The sequence below is a fragment of the Phytohabitans sp. LZ39 genome (assembly GCF_059359075.1).
This window is the reverse complement of sequence record NZ_JCADBM010000009.1, coordinates 286518-310934: the sequence shown is the minus strand read 5'-3', so window position 1 is coordinate 310934 and position 24417 is coordinate 286518. Positions and strand designations below refer to the sequence as shown.

The window sequence follows — 24417 nt, the reverse complement described above, 5'->3', positions numbered from 1 at the left end:
AAGACCCGAAGTCAGTCCGTCGTAGGGTCAGACCCCCGACGGGAGGTGCTCACAAACATCATCTCTGTCCGTCGTGGTCCGGACCGCTGCTCCCGCGGCCTCACCCGTCCGCCGCTGGTCACGGTCACCTTGTCGCCTCCGGCAGGAAGATCGGATTGAAGCCCCGCGCGGCGGTCTGTACCACGGCGGACGCCGCATAGCTCAGATCTCGATCTTTGGGTTACGACGCCAAACGCCCCCACCGGCCGCAGGCTGGCCGCGGGCGGTGAGGGCGACGAAAGCGTCAGACGTTGAAGCCCAGGGCGCGCAGCTGGTCGCGGCCCTCGTCGGTGATTTTGTCGGGGCCCCACGGCGGGAGCCAGACCCAGTTGATGCGGAAGTCCTTCACCAGGCCGCCGCCGGGGCCGGTCGTGAGTGCCGACCGGGTCTGGTCTTCGATCACGTCGGTCAGCGGGCAGGCGGCCGACGTCAGGGTCATGTCGAGGGTGGCGACGTTTTCGTCGTCGATGTGGATGCCGTAGACCAGGCCGAGGTCTACCACGTTGATGCCCAGCTCAGGGTCGACGACGTCCTTCATCGCCTCTTCGACGTCCGCGGTCGCCGTCTTGGCCACGTCGCTCATGCCTTTACCTCCGAACCAGACTCGGTGGAGCCGGCCACGCCGGCCCGCACCGCGGCGTCCTTGAACGCCATCCACGGTAGCAACGCGCACTTGACGCGGGCCGGGTAGCGGGCTACGCCGGCGAAGGCGATGCCGTCGCCGAGCAGTTCTTCGTCGGGGGTGACCTGGCCGCGGCCGCCCATCAGCTCGACGAAGCCGTCCATGATTTTGAAGGCCTGACCGGCGTGCTGGCCGCGCAGCAGCTCGTGCAGCACGCTCGCCGAGGCCTGGCTGATCGAGCAGCCCATGCCGTCGTACGAGACGTCGGTGAGCAGGTCGCCGTCGGCGGCCACGCGGATGGTCACCTCGTCGCCGCAGGTCGGGTTGACGTGGTGGGCCTCGCCCGCGTAGGGCTCGCGCAGGCCTTTGCCGTGCGGGTGCTTGTAGTGGTCCAGGATGATCTCCTGGTAGAGCTGATCGAACTCCATCAGCCGAACACCTTCCGCACCTGCTCGAGGCCGCGCACGAGCGCGTCGACCTCGCCGACGGTCGTGTAGAGGTAGAACGACGCGCGGGTCATGGCCGGCACGCCGTATCGCACGCAGAGGGGGCGGGCGCAGTGGTGGCCGACCCGCACCTCCACCCCGAGTGAGTCGAGGATCTGCCCCACATCGTGTGGGTGTACCCCGTCGAGGCCGAACGAGATCGTGCCACCCCGGCCCACCGGCGTCGTGGGGCCGAAGATGCGCAGGCCGGGCACGGTGGCGAGGGCGTCGAGCGCGTACGCCGCGAGCTCCTTCTCGTGCCAGCGGATGGCCTCCATGCCGATGCCGGTGAGGTAGTCGACGGCGGCGCCCAGCCCCACGGCCTCGACGATCGGCGGGGTGCCCGCCTCGAAGCGGGCCGGTGGCGGCGCGAACGTCGACCGCTCCATGGTGACCGTCTCGATCATCGAGCCGCCGCCGAACACGGGCGGCATCGCCTCCAGCAGCTCGTGCCGCCCCCACAGCACGCCGATGCCGGTGGGCCCGCACATCTTGTGCCCGGTGAACGCCAGGAAGTCGGCGCCCAGGTCGGCCACGTCGACCGGGATGTGCGGCGCGGCCTGCGAGGCGTCGAGCAGCACCAGCGCGCCGACCTCGTGTGCCCGCGTGGTGATGGCCGAGGTGGGGTTGATGGTGCCGAGCACGTTGGAGACCAGCGCGTACGACACGAGCTTGGTGCGCTCGTTGACGATCTCGTCGAGGTTTTCCAGGTCGAGGCGGCCGGCCTCGGTCACCTTGAACCACCGCAGTGTCGCGCCGGTGCGCTCGCACAGCAGCTGCCACGGCACGATGTTGGAGTGGTGCTCCATCTCGGAGATCACGATCTCGTCGCCGGGGCCGAGCGCGAGGCGCGAGCCGGCCGGCGAGTTGGAGATCGCGTACGCCACGAGGTTGATCGCCTCGGTCGCGTTCTTGACGAAGACGATCTCTTCGGGGCGCGCGGCGTTGACGAAGCGGGCGACCTTGCCGCGGGCGCCCTCGTACGCCTCCGTCGCCTCGGTGCCCACCTGGTGCACGGAGCGGGCCACGTTGGCGTTGTGCCGCTCCAGGTGCTCGCTCATCGCGTCGATCACCTGGCGCGGCTTTTGCGACGTGTTGCCGCTGTCGAGGTAGACCATCGGGTGGCCGTTGACCTCCCGACCCAGGATCGGGAAGTCGGCCCGCACCTTCTCCACGTCGAAGCGCGGCACGTCGCCGTACTGCGGCATGCCCTCCGGGATCGTGATCGCGGTCATCGGTGCGCCTCTCAGGCCTTCGCCGGTCCGGCCCCTGCGAGATACCGCTCGTAGCCTTCGGCTTCCAGCTTCTCGGCGAGCTCGGGGCCGCCCTCCTCGACGATCTTCCCGGCGACGAAAACGTGCACGAAGTCGGGCTGGATGTAGCGGAGGATGCGGGTGTAGTGGGTGATCAGCAGCAGGCCGGTCTCGCCGGTGGCGCGGATCCGGTTGACGCCTTCGCTGACCACCCGCAGCGCGTCGATGTCGAGGCCGGAGTCGGTCTCGTCGAGCACCGCCACCTTCGGGTTGAGCAGCTCTAGCTGCATGATCTCGTGCCGCTTCTTCTCGCCGCCGGAGAAGCCCTCGTTGACGTTGCGCTGGGCGAACGCCGGGTCGATGTGCAGCCGCTCCATCGCGGTGCGCAGCTCCGCCGCCCACGTGCGCAGCTTGGGCGCCTCGCCGTCGATCGCGGTCTTGGCGGTACGCAGGAAGTTGGCCACCGAGACGCCGGGGACCTCCACCGGGTACTGCATGGCGAGGAACAGGCCGGCACGGGCCCGCTCGTCGACGGTCATCGACAGCACGTCGGCGCCGTCGAGGGTGACGCTGCCGGCGGTGACCTGGTACTTGGGGTGGCCGGCGATCGAGTACGCCAGGGTGGACTTGCCCGAGCCGTTGGGCCCCATGATGGCGTGGGTCTCCCCCGCCTTCACGGTCAGGTTGACCCCGGCGAGGATCGGCTTCAGGTCGCCCTCGGGCAGCTTCACCGACACCTGTAGGTCGCGGATCTCCAGGGTGCTCATGACGGGTGTACTCCATTGCTAGGCGTGAGCGATACGTAGACTTCGCCGTCGCGGACCTCGACGGGGTAGACCGGGACGGGCTCGGTGGCCGGCAGGCCGGTGGGCTCGCCGGTGCGCAGGTCGAAGCGGGAGCCGTGCAGCCAGCACTCGATCGTGCAGCCGTCGACCTCACCCTCCGACAGCGGCACCTCGGCGTGCGAGCACACGTCGTGTACGGCGTAGAAGTTGTCGTCCTCCGCGTGCACCACGGCGACCTCGGTGCCGTCGATGTCGGCGGCGACCGCGGTGCCCTTGGGGACGTCTTCCACGGAGCAGACCTTGATCATGCCCCCGCCTTCACCAACCGCTCCTCGATCGAGGCGCCGAGCCGCTCGCGCAGCTCCTCGACGGGGATCTTGTTGATCAGCTCGGCGAAGAAGCCACGCACGACCAGCTTGCGCGCCTCGGCCTCCGGGATGCCGCGGGCCATCAGGTAGAACAGCTGCTCGTCGTCGAACCGTCCGGTCGCGCTCGCGTGGCCGGCGCCGGCGACCTCGCCGGTCTCGATCTCCAGATTGGGTACGGAGTCGGCCCGCGCGCCGTCGGTGAGGACGAGGTTACGGTTGATCTCGTACGTGTCGGTGCCGGTGGCCTGCACCTGGATGAGCACGTCGCCGACCCACACGGTGTGCGCGCCCTCGCCCTGTAGCGCGCCGCGGTAGCCGACATAGCTGCGGCAGTCGGGCACGCTGTGGTCGACCAGCTGGCGGTGCTCCAGATGCTGGCCGGCGTCGGCGAAGTAGAGCCCGTAGAGCTCGGCCTCGCCGCCCCGGCCGGTGTAGTCGACGCTGGTGAACTGCCGCACCAGGTCACCGCCGAGCGTCACCTGGATGTGCGTCACCCGCGCGTCGCGGCCCAGCCGGAAGCGGATGTGCTGCGCCTGCACCGCGTCGGCCGCCCAGTCGGCGACCGTGACGAGCGTGAGCTTGGCGCCGTCGGCGAGCGCGACCTCCACGTTGTCGGCGAGCGTGACCGAACCGGTCTGCTCCAGCACGATGGTGGCCTCGGCGAACCGCCCGACCTCCAGGAACGTGTGCCCGAACGCGAGTTTGTCCTCGCCGACCACCCGCAGCACGGCGGGCTCGGCGAGCACCGTCTCGGCGTCGACCGAGATCAGGCTCGCCTGGCTCGCGCGCCCGTAGGCCAGCGCGCTGATCCGGTCGAACGGCGTGAGCACGCTGCCGATCCGCGGGTCGCCCTTGTCCAGAATGGACACCGTGATGCCGGCCGGCAGCGCGTGGTACCCGATGGCGGGAGCGGAACCACCGACGAGGTCGCCGGTCAGGCCGCGGAGGCGCTTGAGCGGCGTGAAGCGCCACTCCTCCTCCAGGCCGGTGAGGGCGGGAAAGTCGGCGACGTCGTACGACCGCAGAGCCTGAGACTTCGTCTTGGGAGGCGGTGCGGCGAGGGTGTCGGTCATTTAACCGACGGCTCCTTCCATCTGGAGTTCGATCAGGCGGTTGAGCTCCAACGCGTACTCCATCGGCAGCTCCTTGGCGATCGGCTCGATGAAGCCACGCACGATCATCGCCATCGCCTCGTCTTCGGTCAGGCCCCGGCTCATCAGGTAGAAGAGCTGGTCTTCACTGACCTTGGAGACGGTCGCCTCGTGGCCCATCGACACGTCGTCTTCGCGGATGTCCACGTACGGGTAGGTGTCGGAGCGGGAGATCGTGTCGACCAGCAGCGCGTCGCACTTGACCGTGCTCTTGCTGTGGGTCGAGCCTTCGAGCACCTGGACCAGGCCGCGGTACGAGGTGCGGCCGCCGCCCCGCGCGATCGACTTGCTGATGATGGTGGAGGACGTGTTGGGCGCGGCGTGCACCATCTTGGCGCCGGCGTCCTGGTGCTGCCCCTCGCCGGCCATCGCGACCGAGAGCACCTCGCCCTTGGCGTGGTCGCCGACCATGTACACGGCTGGGTACTTCATCGTGACCTTGGAGCCGATGTTGCCGTCGATCCACTCCATGGTCGCGCCCTCGTGCGCCACGGCACGCTTGGTGACCAGGTTGTAGACGTTGTTGGACCAGTTTTGGATCGTGGTGTACCGGCAGCGCGCGTTCTTCTTCACGATGATCTCGACGACCGCGCTGTGCAGCGAGTCGGAGGAGTAGATCGGCGCGGTGCAGCCCTCGACGTAGTGAACGTACGCACCTTCGTCGACGATGATCAGGGTCCGCTCGAACTGGCCCATGTTTTCCGTGTTGATCCGGAAGTAGGCCTGGAGCGGGATGTCCACGTGCACGCCCTTCGGCACGTAGATGAACGAGCCACCCGACCACACCGCGGTGTTGAGCGCGGCGAACTTGTTGTCGCCGACCGGGATCACCGTGCCGAAGTACTCCTTGAAGAGCTCCGGCTGCTCCCTGAGCGCGGTGTCGGTGTCGAGGAAGACAACGCCCTGCTCCTCGAGGTCTTCACGGATCTTGTGGTAGACCACCTCGGACTCGTACTGCGCGGCGACACCCGAGACGAGGCGCTGCTTCTCGGCCTCGGGGATGCCCAGCTTGTCGTACGTGTTCTTGATGTCGGCGGGCAGGTCGTCCCACGTCGCGGCCTGCTTTTCGGTGGAGCGCACGAAGTACTTGATGTTGTCGAAGTCGATGCCGGTGAGGTCGGCGCCCCAGGCGGGCATCGGCTTGCGGCCGAACAGCCGCAGCCCCTTGAGCCGCAGATCGAGCATCCACTGCGGCTCGTTCTTCTTCGCCGAGATGTCGCGGACGACCGCCTCGTTGAGACCCCGCTGGGCGGCGGCGCCGGCGATGTCCGAGTCGGCCCAGCCGTACTCGTAATTGCCGAGGACGGCGAGCTGCTCCGCTTGGGTCATCTGCTCGGTCATCTATTCGGTCCTCACCGTGGTTGTTTGAGCCGGAATGTGCGTGGTGCACACTCCGTCACCGTGCGCGATCGTGGCTAGGCGCTGGACGTGGGTGCCGATCAGGCGGGAGATCACCGCGGTCTCGGCCTCACACAGCTGGGGAAACTCGGCGGCCACGTGCGCCACCGGGCAGTGGTGCTGGCAGAGCTGGCCGCCGGAGGCGATGGTGGACGCGTTGGCAGCGTAGCCCTCGGCGGTCAGCGCCGCGGCGAGCGCCTCGGCCCGCGCGAGCGGGTCGTCGCCGGCACCCTCCAGCGCGGCCCGGCAGCGCGCCTCCAGGCCCGACACCTGCTCGGCGGCGAACTCCGCGACCGCGGCCTCCCCACCCGTGCGGGAGATCCAGCGCATCGCGGCGGTGGCCATGCCGTCGTAGAAATGGGTGCCGCAATCCTGCTTGCCCGCCTCGGTCAGCACGAACACGCGGGCGGGTCGCCCACGGCCACGGTGGCCCCGAACCGGGCGCTCGCGCGAGACGACGACGCCGTCGGCAAGCATGGCGTCGAGATGCTTGCGGATGGCAGCGGAGCCGAGCCCCAACTCGGCGCCAAGCTCGGCGGCGGTGGCCGAGCCGTGCGCCAGCAGCAGCCTGGCGACGCGGTCACGGGTGCGCCCGTCGACCGCCGCCGGCCGCTCAGGGAGCGCCGCCGCGTATTTCACAACGCCCACGTTACGTATTTCCGGTACGACCCGCAAACCCAGGCCCGAGTGATCCACCCCACCGGGATGACCCGGACTAGCCCGAGACGTGGGCGGCGGAGACCTCTTCCCGGGGAGCGGGAGCGGGGGTGACCTCGGGCCTGGGTGCCGGGTGCAGGGCCCAGAGCACCGAGAGCGTGGCCAGCCAGACCAGGCAGGCGCCGAGCATGTGCGCGCCGACGAGCAGCACCGGCAGGTCGGTGAAGTACTGGACGAAACCGATCAGCCCCTGCCCCAGCTCCACCGCGAGCAGCACCAGCGCCGCCCGCGCGGCCACCCGCGGCCCGGTCGCGCGCAGCGCCAGCCACCCGGCCACGGTCAGGCCGATCAGCAGGAACACGAGGTCGGCGTGTATCTGGGAGATGGTCTCCGGGTCGAGGCCGTTGCGGGCGGCGCCGTGGTCGCCCGAGTGTGGGCCGCTGCCGGTGACCCACGTGCCGACGACGAGCACGGCGGCGCTGACGGCGGCGACCACCCAGCCCAGCAGGCGCATCGGCCGCGGGACGGGGGCCGGGGCCGCCGGGGCGTCCGTCGTGCGCCAGAGGGCGTACGCCACCGCGATCATCGCGATCGAGGCGAGGAAGTGCAGGCCGACCACCCACGGGTTGAGATCGGTGAGCACCGTGATGCCACCGATCACGCCCTGAAGCGGGATGCCCAGCAGGACGGCGCCGGCCAGCAGCACCTGCCGGCGCACCCGCGGTCGCCGCCGCCAGGCCGCGACGAAGGCCGCGAGCGCGACGAAGCCGACCACGTACGTGAAGAGGCGGTTGCCGAACTCGATGGCGCCGTGGATGCCCATCTCGGCGGTCGTCGTGTACGAGTCGTCGGTGCAGCGCGGCCAGGTGGGGCAGCCAAGGCCGGAGTCGGTCAGCCGGACGGCGCCGCCGCTCACCACGATCGCGACGTTGGCGACCACGGAAGCGAGGGCGAGGCGGCGAAGCACGGCAACTATCGTACGTAGTAGCTCCGGTGCGCTCTCAGGCGGCCAGCTTGTACGCCCGGATCACGGTCTGCGTCACGGTGTTGCCCGCACTGTCGACGGCGGTCGCGCGGAGGGAGACGTACCCGTCGCCCGCCGGGTGGGTGACCGTCGCCTGGCCGGCCGCCACCGGGGCGGGCGCCCACGTGGCGCCGTCGTCGTACGAGACCTCGACCGCGAGGCTCCGGTTGGGGCCGGCCGCCGAGTCGGGCTGGGCCACCACGGTCACCGGGATCGTGGTGGCCTGCCCGGCCGGCGCGGCGTTCTCCTCGTCGACCCTCGGCGCGAACCGCACCGTGGAGAGCGGCAGCCGCGCGGCAGCCTCCCCGGAGACGTGCGAAGAGCGGAATGTCCACGCGACGCTCACCCGCGTGGAGAGGGTCGCCGGGCCGCTCCGCTCCGCGCTCATCTCGAGCCGGTAGTCGGCCGGTTCCGGCGGTACCTCGAACTGGGCGGTCAGCTCGTCGACCGAGGCGACCCGCTCGGCGGAGCGGTACAGCGTGATCTGGCCGGCGGCGATCGATGAGTAACCGGCCCGTCCGGCGGCGTCGCCGTACAGCGGGGCGAGCACCAGGAGCGTGTCGCCGCGGCGGGTCACCCACTGGTGCTCGTACGACGGGGACGCCACCGTCGGCCCGAAGACGCCGCGGCTCCACTGCTCCTGGTACGGCTGCCCGGCCCGGTACGCGGCCGGCGGCGCGACGGTCGACGTGACGTACTGGTCGGTGGTCATCTCGTCGAACGAGCGGAACCACCGCACCCGCCCCTCGACGTTGTAGTACTCCGTGCGGGTCGAGGGCAGCGTGACCGGCATCGCGTGGGCGAAGCCGCCCATCACCGTGTCGGGCAGCACCGGCCAGGCCATCTTCTGCCCGGTGGTACCCGATGCCTCGTGGCCGTGGTCGGCGCGGACGGTGGCCAGGTCCGCGGCGGTCAGCGTGCGGCCGAAGCCGGTGGGCATGCGGTCCTCGGTGAGCCAGCCGAGCAGGTAGGCGCCGCCGTCGAAGCCGTACGTCGCGGAGATCCGGTTGACGAAGCCGGCCCCGGTGCCGCCGATCCCGGCCGTGTACAGCCCGGCGAAGGAGCGGCCGAGCGTGCCCACCTCGACCGTGCGGCCGGGCGTGACCGAGAGGGTGGCCGCCTCGGCGAACTCCTGTACCGCGTCGCCACGTGGCACGGTCACCGAGATCGGCGCGCCCTGGCGGGCGTCGAGGGTCACCGTGCCGGCGCCGGCGACGTCCAGGGTGGGCTGGCCGATGATCGTCGTCGCGTACCCGTTGCCGTCCGGCCCGGTGATCGCGCCGAGCACCGAGTACCGCCCCTTGGGCACGCGCGTGGTGACGGTGCCGGCGGAGGCGGGCAGGTTGACCGCGATCTTGCCGTCGGCGGAGGCGAGCACGGTCACGTACCCGTCGGCGGCCTTGCCGTCCCGGCCCACGTGCGCGACGGTCACGTCGTAGCTCTCCACCTCGCGGTCCACGGCGAGCGGCAGCCGCAGGTCTCCGGCGACGAGGTGCCCGGTGAGCAGTCCCTCGCCGCCCTCGACGGTCCCGTTGGCGGTGACCGTCACGTCGGCCGTCCCGCCGGCGGGCACGGACACCGAGGAGGGTGCGACCGAGAAGAGCGCGGGACCGTCCACGGAAACATCGAGGTCCACGGCGGACGAACCGTCGTTGCGCAAGGTGACCGTGCGGGAGACCGGCGCGTCGTCGGTGTGCGGCCAGGCGAGCCGGCCGAAGCTCAGACTCGCCGGGCTCGCGGTCAGCGTCTGCCGCACCGCCCGCCCCACGTCCAACCGGCCGGCCCCCTCGACGAACGCGTCGCCGAGCAGCGGCCGCGCGGCCGTCATCAGGCCGCCCTTGAGCTGCGCCGCGGTCCAGTCGGGGTGCCGCTGGGCGAGGATCGCCGCCGCACCGGCCACGTGCGGTGCGGCCATGGAGGTACCCGAGAGGGTCGTCTCGCCCTCCCCCGGCAGCCCGGAGTCGGCGCCGCGGGCGGCGACGATGTCGACGCCCGGCGCGGTGATGTCCGGCTTGATCGCGCCGTCCGCGCGCGGGCCGCGGCTGGAGAAGCTGGCCAGCGCGTCCGACTTGCTGACCGCGCCGACCGCGAGCGCGGCGTCCGCGCTGGCCGGCGAGGCGATCGAGCCGGCGCCGGGCACGTTGCCGGCGGCGACCACGAAGAGCGTGCCGTGCTCGGCGGTCAGCGTGCCGACCGCCTCTTCGACGGGGTCGACGCCGGGGGTGTCCGGCGCGCCGAGGCTCAGGTTGACGACCGCGGCGCCCTGGTCGGCCGCCCACTGCATGCCGGCCAGGATCCACGACTCCGCGCAGCCGCCGACGACGCAGATCTTGCCGTCGAGCAAGCGCGCGCCGGGCGCCACGCCGGCCGTACCGGCGACGGTCGAGGCCACGTGGGTGCCGTGGCCGGTGCGGTCCTTGTCGTCCTCGTTTCCGTCGGTGAAGTTCTTCTGGGCGGTCACCCGCCCGGCCAGCGCCGGATGGGTCGCGTCGACACCGCTGTCGAGCACGGCGACCGTGACGCCCGCGCCGTCGTACCCGGCCGCCCACGCCTCCGGCGCGCCCACCCGCGGCACGCTCTGCGCGAGCGCGGGCTGGCGCAGACCGTCGAGCCAGATGGTGTCGACGCCGACGGTGAGCCGCCGCTCGGCCGGCCCGCCGACCGTGAACGTGCCCCAGAACGTGCCCAGCCGCGCCGTCTCGGCCGCCACCGCGAGCGCGTCGACCGTGGGCAGCTCGCGGCTGACCCGGGCGCCGCTCTCGGCCACCCGCTCGCCGACCCGGGCGCGCTCGTCGTCGCTGGCGTAGGCCACGATCAGCGGCAGGTCGGCCCGCCCGTCGTAGCCGTAGTCCAGCAGGGTGGTCACGTCGAACAGCCGCGGGTCGAGGTCACCGTCGCGGAGCAGGGGCAGCGCGTCGGCGGGTACCACATGGATGTGGCCTCGCTCGTCGCGGCGGGTGACGAAGGGCATCGCCTCGCGGCCGGGGCCCGGCCGCACCGACGCCTTGTCGCCGGCGGTCACCGTCACGACGTCGCCGGAGACGAGGGTGACCCCGCGGGAGTCCGTGGCGGCGGCTTGCGGCCCGAGGACCGAGGCGGCGGCGGGAACGACACCAACAGCCGCGCACAGCATCACCAATGCCGCCGCTCGCCCGATAACCCGCCGCACTATGCCACCTCCGCCGAATCGGACATCGACGGATGACTATACGCGCTTGGCGTCAAAGGCGCGAGACGATGGCCTCCGCGAATCGCGCGGGTGCGGCGTCGGCCGTGCCGATGAAGAGCGACGGCTCGGTGAGCTCCAGCTCGACGAGCACCGGCAGGTCGTCGGGGCCCGGTATGAGGTCGACCCGCGCGTAGAGCAGCCGGTCGGGGCCGCCCGGGACGGCCGCGAGCGCCTGCCGCGCGATCTCCATCTCGGCGTCGAGCGGCGACCGCGGGCGGATGGACTCCTCTTTGTACAGGCCATCGGTGGCCTGGTCGGGCCCGGTCAGCATCGCGCCCTTGCGGATCGCGTGGCTGAACGCCAGCTCGCCCTCGGCCGGGAAGAACATCAACGAGGTCTCGCCGTAGGTGTCGACCGCCGCCAGGTAGGGCTGCACCATGACCAGCCGCCCGGCGGCGTGCAACCGGGCCACGTGCGCGGCGGCCAGCTCGCGGTGCTCGGCCTCGTCGAGGTTGTACCGCCCGGTGTCGAGGCTGCCCGCGCCGACCGCCGGCTTGACCACGAACTCGCCGCCCGGCGGCGGCTCCCAGGCCTCGCCCGGCTCCACCCACGTGGTGGGCACGACCGGCACGCCGGCGGCGGCGAGCTCGCGCAGGTAGCGCTTGTCGGTGTTCCAGCTGACGACGTCGGCCGGGTTGGCCAGGCCGGGCACCTTGGCGGCCCACGCGACGAACTCGTCGCGCCGGGCCACGTAGTCCCACGGCGAGCGGATCACGGCCAGGGCGAACGACGCCCAGTCGACGGTGGGCGCGTCCCACACGACCGGCACGGCCTCGACGCCGCGCTCGCGCAGCGCCGGCACGACCAGCTGGTCGTCGGCGTCCAGCTCGGGGATCTGGTCACAGGTAACGAGAGCGACCCGGGATCGCTCCCGGGTCGCTGGGACAGAATCTTCGTTCATGAGTACGTCAGCGGGCGAGTGATCGCCGGCCCATCGACCTCCACAGGTCGTTGCTCGGGCGCATCTGGTCCATGAGCTCGCGCTCCCACTCGTTTTCCACCTCGACCCCCGCCTTGACACACGCCTGGCGCGCCACGTCGGTGCCGTCGGCGAACTGGTCCGCCCACTCCCCGTCGCCTCCGACGAGGACGATCCGGGCGCCCCGCTTACCGACGTACTCGATGACCGCCTTCGCGCCGCCGTGCCCGGCGGCGAAGGCCCGAAGGCCCGCGACGAGGCCGCTGGAGGCCTGCGCCGTGGCTGTCGGGCCCGCGGTCATGTTGGTATCGGAACCATCTGCCATGTGCCCGAGCCTAAGCACGCCCCTCCGCGTGCGACGCCCCTCTCACGTTTTTTTGTGATGCCAATTACCCGACGTTTAACCACCGTATCCTCGCTGTTTTGCCCGATTTATAGCGTTAAATCAGCTTAATTTTCTAGGGCAAAAGGGACAGCATTCCGAGCCGGCATCGATCGTCGGGTTGATCGGGCGTTTCGCGGGCCAAAGGCTTCGAAACGGTCATGCGCCGTGAGGCATCGACACTTCATTCAAGTCGTGAAACCGGCGTCACACAAGAGCGTCGGCGGCGACCGCGAAGAAGAGGATCGTCAGGTACGTGATCGTCCAGTGGAACAGGCGCATCGGGCGCATCTGCTCGCCCCGCTTGGCCCGGCCCACCAGCGCGTACGCCTCGCGCAGCAGCAGCACGCCGGTGACCAGCGCGGTCAGCCCGTAGATCGGGCTCAGACCGACCGCGCCGCGGCCGAGCGGCCACACCGCGACCGAGGCGGCCACGGTCAGCCAGCTGAAGAGGAGGATCTCCACGTTGACCCGGCGCTGGGAGGCGACCACCGGCAGCATCGGGATGCCGGCGCGGGCGTAGTCGGCCTTGAAGCGGATCGCGAGCGCGTAGAAGTGCGGCATCTGCCAGAAGAACACGACGGCGAACAGCGCCCACGCGGTCGGCGAGAGCCCGCCCGTCACCGCGGCCCAGCCGATCAGCACCGGTGCCGCGCCGCAGATCCCGCCCCAGAACGTGTTGGCCGGGGTGCTGCGCTTGAGCCACAGCGTGTACACCACGTCGTAGTAGACGATCGCGGCGAGCGTGAGCCCGGTGGCCAGCCAGTTGGTGAAGGCGGCCATCAGCGCCACCGACACCACGCCGAGGATGAGGCCGAAGGCGAGCGCGCTGCGCGGCGAGACCCGGTGCGCCGGCAGCGGGCGCCGCGAGGTGCGCTTCATGACCTGGTCGATGTCGCGGTCGATGTAGCAGTTGAGCGCGTTGGCCGCGCCGGCCGCGAGCGAGCCGCCGACCAGCACGACGGCCACCAGCCACAGCTGCGGGACCCCGCCGGCGGCGAGCATCATCGCCGGCACGGTGGTGACGAGCAGCAGCTCGACGATGCGCGGCTTGGTCAGCGCCACGTACGCCTTGACCACGGCGACCACGTCGCCCGCGCGCACGCGCTGCCGGGGCGGTACCAGGTCGCGGGGGGCGACCGGCACCAGCGGCCGGGCGGCGGCCGGGGGGTGGGGGCGCTCGGTGATCGTGCTCACGTGGCGGTTCACCTTCCGGACGTTGGACGGGTGACGCACGGCGCGGACAGGCAAGGTCAACGCGCCGACCGACAGGGTACGCGCTGGCAGAACGCGACCTACTACGACCCCACGTAGATGGGCGGAGCGTGCCGCCGGTCACAACCTGTTGTCCCACGCGTCGGCCGGTCACCCTCCGCACGTTTAGCACGGGTAGATAGGGTCATCGCAAGAGGGTTGCCGCATTGCCGAGGAGCACACATCGTGACCGCGAACGAAGCCTCACTGCCCTGGTCTGAGCTCGACCGTAAAGCGGTCGACACCGTACGCGTCCTGGCCATGGACGCCGTGGAGAAGGCCGGCAACGGCCACCCCGGCACCGCGATGAGCCTGGCGCCGGCGGCCTACCTGCTGTTCAACAAGCTGCTGCGCCATGATCCGACAGATCCACATTGGGCGGGCCGCGACCGTTTCGTGCTCTCCATGGGTCACTCCAGCCTCACCCTCTACATCCAGCTCTACCTCTCCGGGTATGGGCTGAGCCTCGACGACCTCAAGTCACTGCGACAGTGGGGCTCCCTCACCCCCGGTCACCCCGAGCACGGGCACACGGTGGGTGTCGAGACCACCACCGGCCCGCTCGGTCAGGGCGTCGGAAACGCGGTGGGCATGGCCTTCGCGGCGCGGCGTGAGCGGGGTCTCTACGACCCGGCGGCCGAGCCCGGCCAGTCGCCGTTCGACCACCACATCTGGGCCTTCGCCTCCGACGGCGACCTCGAAGAGGGCATCAGCCACGAGGCGAGCGCGCTGGCCGGCCACCAGAAGCTGGGCAACCTGATCCTGCTCTGGGACGACAACGAGATCTCGATCGAAGACGACACCCGCATCGCGAAGAGCGAAGACATCGCCAAGCGCTACGAGGCGTACGGATGGCACGTGCAGACCGTCGACTGGCGGGCCGGTCAGCATGCCGACCAGGGTGAGTACCACGAGGACGTGCAGGCGCTGTTCGCCGCGTTCGAGGCGGCGCGGGCGGAGACCGAGCGCCCCTCGTTCATCGCGCTCCGCACGATCATCGCGTGGCCCGCGCCCAACAAGCAGAACACCGGCAAGGCGCACGGCTCGGCCCTCGGCGCCGAGGAGGTCGCCGCCACCAAGCAGCTGCTCGGCTTCGACCCGGCGCAGTCGTTCGCCGTCGACGAGAAGGTGCTCGCCCACGCCCGCGAGGTGGTCGACCGCGGCCGCGCCGCGCACGCCGAGTGGCAGCAGAAGTTCGACGCCTGGGCGGAGGCCAACCCCGACCGCAAGGCGCTCTTCGACCGGCTCGCCACCCGTTCGCTGCCGGAAGGCTGGACCGAGGCGCTGCCGGAGTTTCCCGCGGACGCCAAGGGGCTCGCGACCCGGGCCGCCTCCGGCAAGATCCTCTCGGCGCTCGCGCCGGTGCTCCCGGAGCTGTGGGGCGGCTCGGCCGACCTGGCCGAGAGCAACAACACGACGATGAAGGGCGAGCCGTCCTTCGTGCCGCCGGAGCACGCGACCAAGGAGTTCCCCGGCGACCTGTACGGGCGCACACTGCACTTCGGCATCCGCGAGCACGCGATGGGCGCGATCCTCAACGGCATCCTGCTGCACGGCGGCACCCGGCCGTACGGCGGCACGTTCCTGGTCTTCAGCGACTACATGCGCCCGGCCGTGCGGCTGGCCGCGCTGATGAAGCTGCCGGCGATCTACGTCTGGACGCACGACTCGATCGGCCTCGGCGAAGACGGCCCCACCCACCAGCCGATCGAGCACCTGTCCGCGCTGCGCGCGATCCCCGGCCTCGACGTGGTCCGCCCCGGCGACGCCAACGAGACCGCGGAGGCGTGGCGCCTGGCGCTGGAGCACACCGACCGCCCCACCGCGCTGGCGCTCACCCGGCAGGCGCTGCCGACCTTCGACCGGAGCCAGGTGGCCGGCGTCGAGGGCGTCGCCCGGGGTGGGTACACGCTGATCGACGCGTCCGGCGGCCAGCCCCAGGTGATCATCATCGCCACGGGCTCCGAGGTGCAGCTCGCGGTGACCGCCCGGGAGCGGCTGGAGGCCGACGGCACGCCGACCCGGGTCGTGTCGATGCCCTGCCAGGAGTGGTTCCGCGAGCAGGACAGCGCCTACCGCGAGTCGATCCTCCCGCGCGGTGTGAAGGCGCGGGTGAGCGTCGAGGCCGCGATCGCGATGTCCTGGCATGACCTGATCGGTGACTGCGGCGAGGCCGTGAGCATCGAGCACTACGGGGCGAGCGCGCCGTACACGGTGCTGTTCGAGCAGTTCGGCTTCACCGCCGACCGCGTGGTCGCCGCCGCGCACGCCTCGCTGGCGAAGGTCGGCGAGATCACAGGTTTCACGACGGGTAGCTGAGGGAGATTGGTACTCATGACTGACCGGCTTGGTGAACTGTCCGCCGCCGGCGTGGCGGTATGGATCGACGACCTGAACAGGGTGCGGCTGGAGTCCGGGGGCCTCGACCAGCTGCGCCGCGAAAAGCACGTGGTGGGCGTGACCACCAACCCGACCATCTTCGCGAAGGCGCTCAGCGACGCGACCGCGTACGACGGCCAGCTGCGCGACCTCGCCCTGCGCGGGATCACCGTCGAAGAGGCGGTGCGCATGATGACCACGTACGACGTGCGGTGGGCCACCGACGTGATGAAGCCGGCGTACGACGCCTCCGCGGGCGTCGACGGGCGGGTGTCGATCGAGGTCGACCCGCGCCTGGCGCACGAGACCGAAAAGACCATCGCGGAGGCCAAGTCGCTGTGGTGGCTTGTCGACCGCCCCAACCTCTTCATCAAGATCCCGGCGACCCGGGCCGGCCTGGCGGCGATCACCGCGACGCTCGCGCAGGGCATCAGCGTCAACGTCACGCTGATCTTCTCCCTCCAGCGGTACACCGAGGTGATGGACGCGTTCCTGGCCGGCCTGGAGCAGGCGAAGGCCAACGGCCACGACCTGACCAAGATCGGCTCGGTGGCCTCGTTCTTCGTCTCCCGGGTCGACACCGAGGTCGACAAGCGCCTCGACAAGATCGGCAGCGAGGAGGCCAAGGCGCTGAAGGGCAAGGCGGCGATCGCCAACGCCCAGCTGGCCTACGAGCGCTACACCGAGGTCTTCAGCTCCGAGCGGTGGCAGGCGCTGGCCGACGCGGGCGCACACCCGCAGCGTCCACTGTGGGCGTCCACGTCGACGAAGAACCCGGCCTTCCGCGACGTCATCTACGTCGAGGAGCTTGTCGCCCCCGGCGTGGTCAACACGATGCCCGAGCCGACCATCCACGCGTACGCCGACCACGGCGAGACCCGCGGTGACACGGTGACCGGCTCGTACGACGACGCCCGCAAGGTGCTCGACGACCTGGCCGCGCTCGGCATCGAGTACGACGACGTGGTCGAGACGCTGGAGCGCGAGGGCGTGGAGAAGTTCGAGGCGAGCTGGCTGGAGTTGCTTCAGACGGTGGAGACACAGCTTTCCAATGCCACCAATGCGTGAAGTCGAGGCGGCCGCGGGACTAGCCGTCTGGGGCGCGGACGCCGTTGGCTCCGCGGCCCGGGCGGCCCTCGTCGCAGACGGGGTCCCGGGGCTCCTCGTGCAGAAGGACCCCACGCTGTGGGGGCCCGATGCGGAGGCCGAGGCCAAGATCCGGCTGGGCTGGATCGACACCCACCGGCGCAGCCGTGAGCTGCTCCCCCTGCTCGCGGAGCTGAAGGAGGAGCTGGCCGACCTCGACCGCGTGGTGCTCGCCGGCATGGGCGGCTCGTCGTTCGCGGCCGAGGTGATCACGCGCACGCTGGGCCGGCCACTGACCGTGCTCGACACGACAGACCCCGGCCAGATCGGCCGGGCCATCGCCGACCGGCTGGAGCGCACCGTCGTGGTCGTCTCCAGCAAGTCGGGCACCACGATCGAGACCGACAGCGTGCGCCGCGCCTACTACGGCGCGTTCCTCGACGCCGGGCTCACCCCGGCGGAGGCCGGCCGGCATTTCGTGATCGTGACCGACCCCGGCTCGCCGCTGGAGCAGGCCGCCCGCGAGATGGGCGCGACCGTGGTACTCGCCGACCCCGAGGTGGGCGGGCGCTACGCCGCGCTGACCGCGTTCGGCCTGGTGCCGGCGGCGCTGGCCGGCGTCGACGTGGCCGAGCTGCTCGACCAGGCCGAGGAGCTGCTGCCCGCGCTCTCCGCCGGTGGTGACAACCCCGCGCTCGCGCTGGGCGCCGCGCTCGGCGCGGCCACCACCGCCGGCAAAGACAAGATCGCGCTGGTACCGGACGGCACCGGCATCGTCGGCCTCGACGAGTGGGCCGAGCAGCTGCTCGCCGAGTCGACCGGCAAGGAGGGCACCGGCATGCTGCCGGTCGTGCTCGAGTCGCCGGGCGCCCCGGTCGACGGCGCCGACGTGCTCACCGTGACGCTCGGCGGCTCGCTGCCGGCCGGCGCGGTGCCCGGCGGCGGTGTGCGGCCCGACGTCGCGGTCAACGGCCCGCTCGGCGCCCAGTTCCTGACCTGGGAGTTCGCCACCGCGCTGGCCGGCCGGGTGATCGGGATCGACCCGCTCGGCATGCCCAGCAAGAGCGAGTCCAAGGACAACGCGGCCGCCATCCTCGCCGCAGGCCCGCCCGCCGAGGAGCCGTCGTTCGTCGAGGGCGCCATCGAGGTCTACGGCACCGGCACCTCCACCTTGGCGGGGGCGCTCAGCGCGGTCCTGCTGGAGGCGCGGCCGCACGGGTACGTCGCGGTCATGGCCTACCTCGACCGGCACGCCGACGCCGACGCGGCGGACGTGCGCCCGATCCTGGCCGCGATCGCGCGCCGCCCGGTGACCTTCGGGTGGGGTCCGCGCTTCCTGCACTCCACGTCGCTCTACCACAAGGACGGGCCGCCGCTCGGCGCGTTCGTCCAGATCACCGGCGCGGTCGCCACCGATCTGGCGGTGCCCGGCCGGCCGTACACCTTTGGCCAGCTCCAGGCCGCGCAGGCCGCCGGCGACCGGCAGGCGCTCGTGCGCCGCGGGCGCCCGGTGGTACGCCTGCACCTGACGGACCGGGCGTCGGGCATCGTTCAGCTGTTGGACGCTGCCCGGTCCCTTGGGAACTGAAAGGATAAGTCCCGTGGGTAATCCGTTGCGCGATCCCCAGGACCGCCGGCTGCCGCGGATCCCCGAGCCCTGCGCTCTGGTGATCTTCGGAGTGACCGGCGACCTGGCTCGCAAGAAGCTCTTGCCGGCCGTCTACGACCTGGCCAACCGCGGGCTCCTGCCGCCCAGTTTCGTGGTGCTCGGGTTCGCCCGCCGCGACTGGGACCACGGCACCTTCGAGCAGATGGCGTACGAGCACGCCAAGGCACACGCGCGCACGCCGTGGCGCGAGGAGGTGTGGGCGCGGCTGGCCGGCAACATCAAGTTCGTCGGCGGCGCGTTCGACGACGACGCGGCCTTCGACACGCTCGACCGCACGCTCAACGAGCTGCGCGACACGCACGGCATCGGCAGCAATGCGGCGTTCTACTTCTCGATCCCGCCGGCCGCCTTCCCGACCGTGCTCAAGCAGCTCGCCCGCACCGGCATGGCCGACAACGAAAAGTGCGGCGGCTGGCGGCGGGTGGTCGTGGAAAAGCCGTTCGGCACCGACCTCGCCTCGGCCAAGGAGCTCAACGACCTGGTCGACGACGTCTTCACCGGGCAGGACGTGTTCCGCATCGACCACTACCTGGGCAAGGAGACGGTGCAGAACATCATGGCTCTGCGTTTCGCCAACTCCCTGTTCGAGCCGGTGTGGAACTCGAAGTACGTCGACTCGGTGCAGATCACGATGGCGGAGGACGTGGGCATCGGCACGCGCGCCGGCTTCTACGACGCCACCGGCACCGCCCGCGACGTGCTTCAGAACCACCTGCTCCAGCTGCTCGCGCTGGTCGCGATGGAGGAGCCGACGAGCTTCGACGCCTTCGAGATCCGCGCGGAAAAGCTCAAGGTGCTCCGCGCGATCAGCCTGCCCAAGGACATCCACGAGGGCACGGTCCGCGGCCAGTACCTCCAGGGCTGGGTCGGCGGCGAGCGTGCGCGCGGTTACCTGGACGAAGACGGCGTGCCCGCCGACTCCACGACCGAGACGTACGTGGCGGTCCGCCTCGGCATCCAAAACCGGCGCTGGGCCGGCGTGCCGTTCTACATCCGCGCCGGCAAGCGCCTGCCGCGGCGGGTCACCGAGGTGGCGGTGCTCTTCAAGAAGGCGCCGCACCTGCCGTTCAACCCGACCGACGTCGAGGCGCTCGGGCACAACCAGCTCGTCATCCGGGTGCAGCCCGACGAGGGCGTGGTGCTCAAGTTCGGTTCCAAGGTGCCCGGCACCACGATGGAGCTGCGCGACATCGCGATGGACTTCCAGTACGGCGAGGCGTTCACCGAGCAGAGCCCGGAGGCGTACGAGCGGCTGGTGCTCGACGTGCTGATCGGCGACCGCACCCTCTTCCCGGACGCGGCCGAGGTCGAGCAGAGCTGGCAGGTGATCGACCCGCTGGAAGCCGCGTGGGACGGGCACAAGCCGGAGCCGTACCGGTCCGGCGAGTGGGGCCCGCGCGCGTCGGACGAGATGCTGGCCCGCGAGGGCCGTCACTGGAGGCGGGCGTGACGAGCGGGAGTCGGGAGGCTACGGTCCCGACCACGACGGCGGACGAGCGCCGAGCGACGGAGCGGGGTAGGCAACGGATCGGCAGCTTGGTCCACGACAGGGCTCCTCGGAGGCGATCAGCATGATCGGTTTGTGGGACACCACCGGTAACGAGGTCGTCAAGGCGCTCGCGTCCGAGCGGCGCAGCGCCGGAGGCGTCGCCAGCGGCATGGCGCTCTCGCTCATCGTCGTGGTGGACGAAAAGCGGGTGCGCGAGGCCGAGGCGGCCGCCACGATCGCCACCTCGCAGCACCCGTGCCGCCTGCTGGTGGTGGTCCGCTCCGACTTCGAGCGCCCCATCAACCGCCTCGACGCCGAGATCGTCGTGGGCGGGCGGCTCGGACCGTGCGAGGCCGTGGTCATGCGGATGTACGGCCGGCTCGCCCTGCACGCCGAGTCGGTGGTGATGCCGCTGCTCGTGCCGGACGTACCGGTGGTCACCTGGTGGCACGGCGAGCCGCCGGAGCTGATCGCCAACGACTTCCTCGGCGTCGTCGCCGACCGCCGCATCACCGACTCCGGGCAGGCCCACGACCGGGTCGGGGCGCTGCGGCAGCGGGCCAACGACTACGCGCCGGGCGACACCGACCTGGCCTGGACCCGCATCACGCCGTGGCGCACGCTGCTGGCCGGCGCGTTCGACACGCTCGACACGAAGGTCACCGGCGCGACGGTCGTGGCGCCGGAGTCCGACCCGACCGCCGGGCTGATGATCGGGTGGCTGGCCGCCCGGCTGGGCATCAGGCCCAAGCTGGAGCCGACCGACAACTTCCCGCGCATGCGCTCGGTGACGCTCCAGTGCGCCAACGGCGAGACGCTCGCGCTGACCCGCGAAGATAGCATGGCCACGTTCTCCCGCACCGGCCACGCCGACCGCAACCTGCCGCTGGTCCGCCGCCCCACGGGCGAGGAGCTGGCGGAAGAGCTGCGCCGCCTCGACTCCGACCAGATCTACGCCGACGCGCTGGGCGCCTTCGCCGGTGTGTCCGATCTGGACAGTCGCGCGCACAAGCGGGTGCACATCTGGAAGGACCCGGTGCTGGCGTCCCGGCAGCCGGTTCCGGTCGCCGCCGAGACAGGGGCGTCGGATGGGTGAGACCAACGTCGTCGTCCACGCCGAAGCCAAGGTGCTCGCCCAGGCGGCCGCGGCGCGGCTGGTCGTCAAGCTCATCGACGCCCAGGCGGCCCGCGGCTTCGCCGGCATCGTGCTCACCGGGGGCAGGATCGCCGCCGCCGTGTACGAGGCGGTAAGCAGCCTGCCGGCCCGGGACGGCGTGGACTGGTCCCGGGTCGACGTGTGGTGGGGCGACGAGCGCTTCCTGCCCTCCGGCGACCCCGACCGCAACGAGACGCAGGCCCGCGAGGCGCTGCTCGAGGCACTCCCGCTCGACCCGGCTCGCGTACACCCGATGCCACCTTCGGACGGCCCGGACGGCAACGACCCGGAGGCGGCCGCCGCCCGCTACGCCGCGGCGCTCGCCGCCGCGGCCAAGCCCGGCACCGCGCCGCTCCCGCACTTCGACGTGCTGATGCTGGGCGTGGGCGAAGACGGGCACGTGGCGTCGATCTTCCCGGAGCACCCGGGCGCGTACGAGACCCGCGTGGTCAGCGCCGTGCGCGGCTCACCCAAGCCCCCGCCGGTCCGCATCACCCTGACCCTCCCGACCATCAACACGGCCGAAGAGGTCTGGCTGATGGCCGCCGGCCCGGAAAAGGCCGACGCGGTGGGCATGGCGATGGCCGGCGGCGGCCCGGTGCAGGTCCCCGCCTCGGGCGTGCGCGGCGTCGAGCGCACAATCTGGCTCCTCGACCGGGCTGCGGCGGCCAAGGTCGCGCCAAAGCTGCGCAGCCTGCGCTAGCGCGGCGAGTTCGTATCGGCGGCAGGTCAACCTGTCGCGGCACCGAAGCTGGGGTCGTCGATGAGAAAGCGCCAGGTGCCGTCGGGCTGCCGGCGGGCCACCTCGCCGCTCACGCCCGCGATCTGGCCGCCGTTTCCGGTGAAGGCGGCCGACATCAGCGCGTAGTCGCCGTGCACGATCACCTTGCGGGTCTCCCCGTCGAGGCGGTCCACCATCTCGACGAAGCCGGTCAGCATGGCCCGCAGTGCGGCCTGGTCGGTGAGCCGGCGGCCGTCCATGTCGAGGGTCACCGAGTCGGGCTCGTAGAGCGCCAGAAGCGCGTCGACGTCCTTGTCGTTGACCCCGTCGAGGAAGAGCCGGTGCAGGTCTTCGGGTTGTTTCGCGTTCGACATGGCGTGACCGTAGGTCGCCCGTCCGGGCCCGGGTATCCCCCCGGTTGAGGGGTAGCGTGGCCGCCGTGAACACGGTCCAAGCCCGAGCCCGCGACGGCGTGTTGCGGACCGCCGAGTCGTCGCCGGACCTGAGTAGCCTGCTGCGCCACGCGGCGCGGGCGATCGGCCGCGCGGTGCCGGTGGAGGGCTGGTGCGGCTTCACCCTCGACCCGGCCACACTCGTCAAGACGGCCGGCGTGCACGAGACGGCGGTGCCGCCGGCGCTGCTCGGGCGGCTCTTCGAGCTGGAGTACCGGCATCGGGACGCCAACCTCTTCGCCGACCTCGCGCGGGAGCGCCGCCCGGCGGCGGTGCTGACCGACCGCGCGTCCAGTGCCCGCTTCCGGGAGGTGCTGCGACCCAGCGGGTACGGCCACGAGCTGCGCCTCGTGCTGCTCGACCAGGCGCGGGCGTGGGGCGGTTTCGTGTTTCTGCGCGAGCCGGCGTCACCGCCGTTCACGCCCGCGGAGAGCCGGTTTGTCGCCACGCTCGGCCGGCACCTGGCCCGGGGCGTACGCCGGATCTTGCTGGGGGCCGCCCGGCCGCCTGCCACGCCGCCGGCGCATCCGGGCCTGCTCTTCCTCGACGAGCGCTATCGGGTCACGACCGCCACGGCGGGCACGGAGGCGCTGCTGGGCGACCTGCTCGACCACGACGCCACCGGTGCCGAGCTGCCGGCGGCCGTGTACGCGGTGGCGGCCAGCGCCACGCCCGGGCCGGCACCCGCGTCCGTCCGGATACCCACCCGCGCCGGCGGCTGGGCCACGATCCACGGCTGGCGGCTCACCGGGCCCGACCGCGTCGCCCTGTCCATCGAGCACAGCCGCCCGGAGGCGGTGACGTCACTGGCCCTGGACGGCTACGGTCTGTCCGCGCGCGAGCGCGAGGTCGTGCGGCTGCTCCTCGCCGGCCGGTCGACCCGCGAGGTGGCGACCGACCTGTACCTCTCGCCGCACACCGTCCGTGACCACGTCAAAGCGATCTTCGCGAAGACCGGGGTGCGGAGCCGGACCGAGCTTGTGGCGGCGCTGCGACCGATCCGCTGACCGGGTCAGAACTCGCCGCGCCGGCGGCGCAGAGCGGCCAGCGCCTCGGCGAGCAGTGCCTCGCCGTCGGCGTCGCTGCGGCGCTCCTTCACGTAGGCCAGGTGCGACTTGTAGGGCTCGGCGCGCGACGGGCCGGGCGGGTTGAGCTGGTCGAGGCCGCCGGGCTGGCCGCATCGAGGGCAGTCCCACGTGGCCGGTGGGGCGACCTCGGCCGCGAGCAGGACTTCGATCGAGTGGCCCTTCGCGCACCAGTACGTCACGGGCCGGCGGGGGGCGGGGTCGCACCGCTCGGTGGGCCGGACAGGGCCCGATCCGACACGGGTGCCGCGGATGGCGCTGCCATGTGGCACGGCTCTTCGCTCCTGTCGTCGAGTGGGGGTTCGACGTCGCGACGGGGAACCAGGGGATAAATCAGACCGCGGAGAGTCTATGACTACGTACGGTGCTGAGGGCCCTAAGGGTTCATCGCGAGTTTGAGCCAAAGGCCTAGGCCGACAATACAGGCAAACCAGACGATGCCCACCAAGATGGTGTAACGGTCGAGGTTCTTCTCCGCCACGGACGAACCGGCGAGGCTGGTGCTCACACCGCCACCGAACATGCTCGACAGCCCACCGCCCTTGCCGCGGTGCAGCAGGATCAGCAGCATCAGCAGGAAGCTGGTGATTACGAGCAACACGATCAACGTGTATGCGAACGCGATCGGCATGGTGGCGGTCAGTCCTCTCGACACAGAAGCCCATCGAAGATAGCCCATCGACGATGGACACCAAGGAGCCCACCAAGGATAGCGGAAGCGGATCCGGGCGGGCCGGCCCGTACCGCCCCCATATCCGGTGCGAACCGGCCCGACCGGCCACGATGACCATATGAACCGCCGCCCGCCGCTGAC

At 71.3% G+C, this 24417-nt stretch carries 23 protein-coding genes; 7 read left to right on the top strand and 16 right to left on the bottom strand.

Features of this window, described 5'->3' with window-relative positions; genetic code table 11:
* Positions 1-283: 283 nt before the first annotated feature.
* From AC5L36_RS19940 to AC5L36_RS19880, 13 genes are all read right to left on the bottom strand, one after another.
* Positions 284-622 carry a metal-sulfur cluster assembly factor gene (locus AC5L36_RS19940; RefSeq protein WP_441218226.1) on the bottom strand — a complete coding sequence of 113 codons (339 nt, stop codon included), beginning with the start codon at positions 620-622 and terminating at the stop codon, positions 284-286.
* Positions 619-1089, bottom strand: a complete 471-nt coding sequence (gene sufU, locus AC5L36_RS19935; RefSeq protein WP_441218224.1) for a Fe-S cluster assembly sulfur transfer protein SufU — start codon at positions 1087-1089, stop codon at positions 619-621. The genes AC5L36_RS19940 and sufU overlap by 4 nt, the downstream gene beginning before the upstream one ends.
* Positions 1089-2381, bottom strand: a complete 1293-nt coding sequence (locus tag AC5L36_RS19930) for a cysteine desulfurase (protein ID WP_441218222.1) — start codon at positions 2379-2381, stop codon at positions 1089-1091. Before AC5L36_RS19930 ends, sufU begins: the two co-directional genes overlap by 1 nt.
* Positions 2382-2392: 11 nt before the next feature.
* Positions 2393-3166: a Fe-S cluster assembly ATPase SufC gene (sufC, locus tag AC5L36_RS19925; protein WP_441218220.1), complete on the bottom strand. Its 774-nt coding sequence runs from the start codon at positions 3164-3166 to the stop codon at positions 2393-2395.
* Positions 3163-3492: a non-heme iron oxygenase ferredoxin subunit gene (locus AC5L36_RS19920; RefSeq protein WP_441218218.1), complete on the bottom strand. Its 330-nt coding sequence runs from the start codon at positions 3490-3492 to the stop codon at positions 3163-3165. The genes sufC and AC5L36_RS19920 overlap by 4 nt, the downstream gene beginning before the upstream one ends.
* Positions 3489-4625 carry a Fe-S cluster assembly protein SufD gene (gene sufD / locus AC5L36_RS19915; RefSeq protein ID WP_441218216.1) on the bottom strand — a complete coding sequence of 379 codons (1137 nt, stop codon included), beginning with the start codon at positions 4623-4625 and terminating at the stop codon, positions 3489-3491. Before sufD ends, AC5L36_RS19920 begins: the two co-directional genes overlap by 4 nt.
* Complete coding sequence (gene sufB / locus AC5L36_RS19910) at positions 4626-6044, bottom strand: Fe-S cluster assembly protein SufB (RefSeq protein WP_441218214.1); 1419 nt, start codon at positions 6042-6044, stop codon at positions 4626-4628. It lies immediately after the preceding gene.
* Positions 6045-6740, bottom strand: coding sequence for a helix-turn-helix transcriptional regulator (locus AC5L36_RS19905; protein WP_441218213.1), 696 nt, complete (start codon positions 6738-6740; stop codon positions 6045-6047).
* 76 nt (positions 6741-6816) lie between these two features.
* Positions 6817-7734 carry a COX15/CtaA family protein gene (locus tag AC5L36_RS19900; protein WP_441218250.1) on the bottom strand — a complete coding sequence of 306 codons (918 nt, stop codon included), beginning with the start codon at positions 7732-7734 and terminating at the stop codon, positions 6817-6819.
* Between the two features lie 25 nt (positions 7735-7759).
* Positions 7760-10951 (bottom strand): S8 family serine peptidase, encoded by a 3192-nt coding sequence (locus tag AC5L36_RS19895; RefSeq protein WP_441218211.1) that lies wholly within the window; start codon positions 10949-10951, stop codon positions 7760-7762.
* A 52-nt stretch (positions 10952-11003) separates the two neighbouring features.
* A complete protein-coding gene (locus AC5L36_RS19890; RefSeq protein ID WP_441218209.1) occupies positions 11004-11912 on the bottom strand; it encodes an ATP-grasp domain-containing protein in 909 nt (302 codons plus the stop codon).
* A 7-nt stretch (positions 11913-11919) separates the two neighbouring features.
* Positions 11920-12255, bottom strand: coding sequence for a hypothetical protein (locus tag AC5L36_RS19885; protein ID WP_441218207.1), 336 nt, complete (start codon positions 12253-12255; stop codon positions 11920-11922).
* Positions 12256-12519: 264 nt separating this feature from the next.
* Entirely contained in the window at positions 12520-13461 is a 942-nt protein-coding gene (locus tag AC5L36_RS19880; protein WP_441218249.1) for a heme o synthase, read from the bottom strand.
* Positions 13462-13626: 165 nt separating this feature from the next.
* On the opposite strand from AC5L36_RS19880, the gene tkt reads away from it, so the two are divergent.
* From tkt to pgl, 6 genes are all read left to right on the top strand, one after another.
* Positions 13627-15885: a transketolase gene (gene tkt / locus AC5L36_RS19875; protein WP_441218205.1), complete on the top strand. Its 2259-nt coding sequence runs from the start codon at positions 13627-13629 to the stop codon at positions 15883-15885.
* A gap of 15 nt (positions 15886-15900) precedes the next feature.
* Positions 15901-17013: a transaldolase gene (gene tal, locus AC5L36_RS19870; protein WP_441218203.1), complete on the top strand. Its 1113-nt coding sequence runs from the start codon at positions 15901-15903 to the stop codon at positions 17011-17013.
* A complete protein-coding gene (locus AC5L36_RS19865) occupies positions 17006-18619 on the top strand; it encodes a phosphoglucose isomerase-related protein (RefSeq protein ID WP_441218201.1) in 1614 nt (537 codons plus the stop codon). Before tal ends, AC5L36_RS19865 begins: the two co-directional genes overlap by 8 nt.
* Positions 18620-18632: 13 nt before the next feature.
* On the top strand, positions 18633-20150 hold the full coding sequence (zwf, locus tag AC5L36_RS19860) for a glucose-6-phosphate dehydrogenase (RefSeq protein WP_441218199.1): 1518 nt from the start codon (positions 18633-18635) through the stop codon (positions 20148-20150).
* Between the two features lie 121 nt (positions 20151-20271).
* Positions 20272-21285, top strand: a complete 1014-nt coding sequence (locus tag AC5L36_RS19855) for a glucose-6-phosphate dehydrogenase assembly protein OpcA (RefSeq protein ID WP_441218197.1) — start codon at positions 20272-20274, stop codon at positions 21283-21285.
* Positions 21278-22048, top strand: coding sequence for a 6-phosphogluconolactonase (pgl, locus tag AC5L36_RS19850; RefSeq protein ID WP_441218195.1), 771 nt, complete (start codon positions 21278-21280; stop codon positions 22046-22048). The genes AC5L36_RS19855 and pgl overlap by 8 nt, the downstream gene beginning before the upstream one ends.
* Before the next feature lie 26 nt (positions 22049-22074).
* Here the strand turns inward: pgl and AC5L36_RS19845 are convergent, their stop codons facing one another.
* A complete protein-coding gene (locus AC5L36_RS19845) occupies positions 22075-22440 on the bottom strand; it encodes a YybH family protein (RefSeq protein WP_441218194.1) in 366 nt (121 codons plus the stop codon).
* A gap of 65 nt (positions 22441-22505) precedes the next feature.
* Here AC5L36_RS19845 and AC5L36_RS19840 point away from each other — a divergent pair, with 65 nt between their 5' ends.
* The gene (locus tag AC5L36_RS19840; protein ID WP_441218192.1) at positions 22506-23525 is read left to right on the top strand and encodes a helix-turn-helix transcriptional regulator; all 1020 of its coding nucleotides are present in this window, start codon (positions 22506-22508) and stop codon (positions 23523-23525) included.
* A gap of 5 nt (positions 23526-23530) precedes the next feature.
* On the opposite strand, the gene AC5L36_RS19835 is transcribed toward AC5L36_RS19840, so the two are convergent.
* Together AC5L36_RS19835 and secG are read right to left on the bottom strand one after the other, a co-directional pair.
* Entirely contained in the window at positions 23531-23875 is a 345-nt protein-coding gene (locus AC5L36_RS19835) for an RNA polymerase-binding protein RbpA (RefSeq protein WP_441218190.1), read from the bottom strand.
* A gap of 104 nt (positions 23876-23979) precedes the next feature.
* Positions 23980-24234, bottom strand: coding sequence for a preprotein translocase subunit SecG (secG, locus tag AC5L36_RS19830; protein WP_441218188.1), 255 nt, complete (start codon positions 24232-24234; stop codon positions 23980-23982).
* Positions 24235-24417 lie beyond the last annotated feature (183 nt).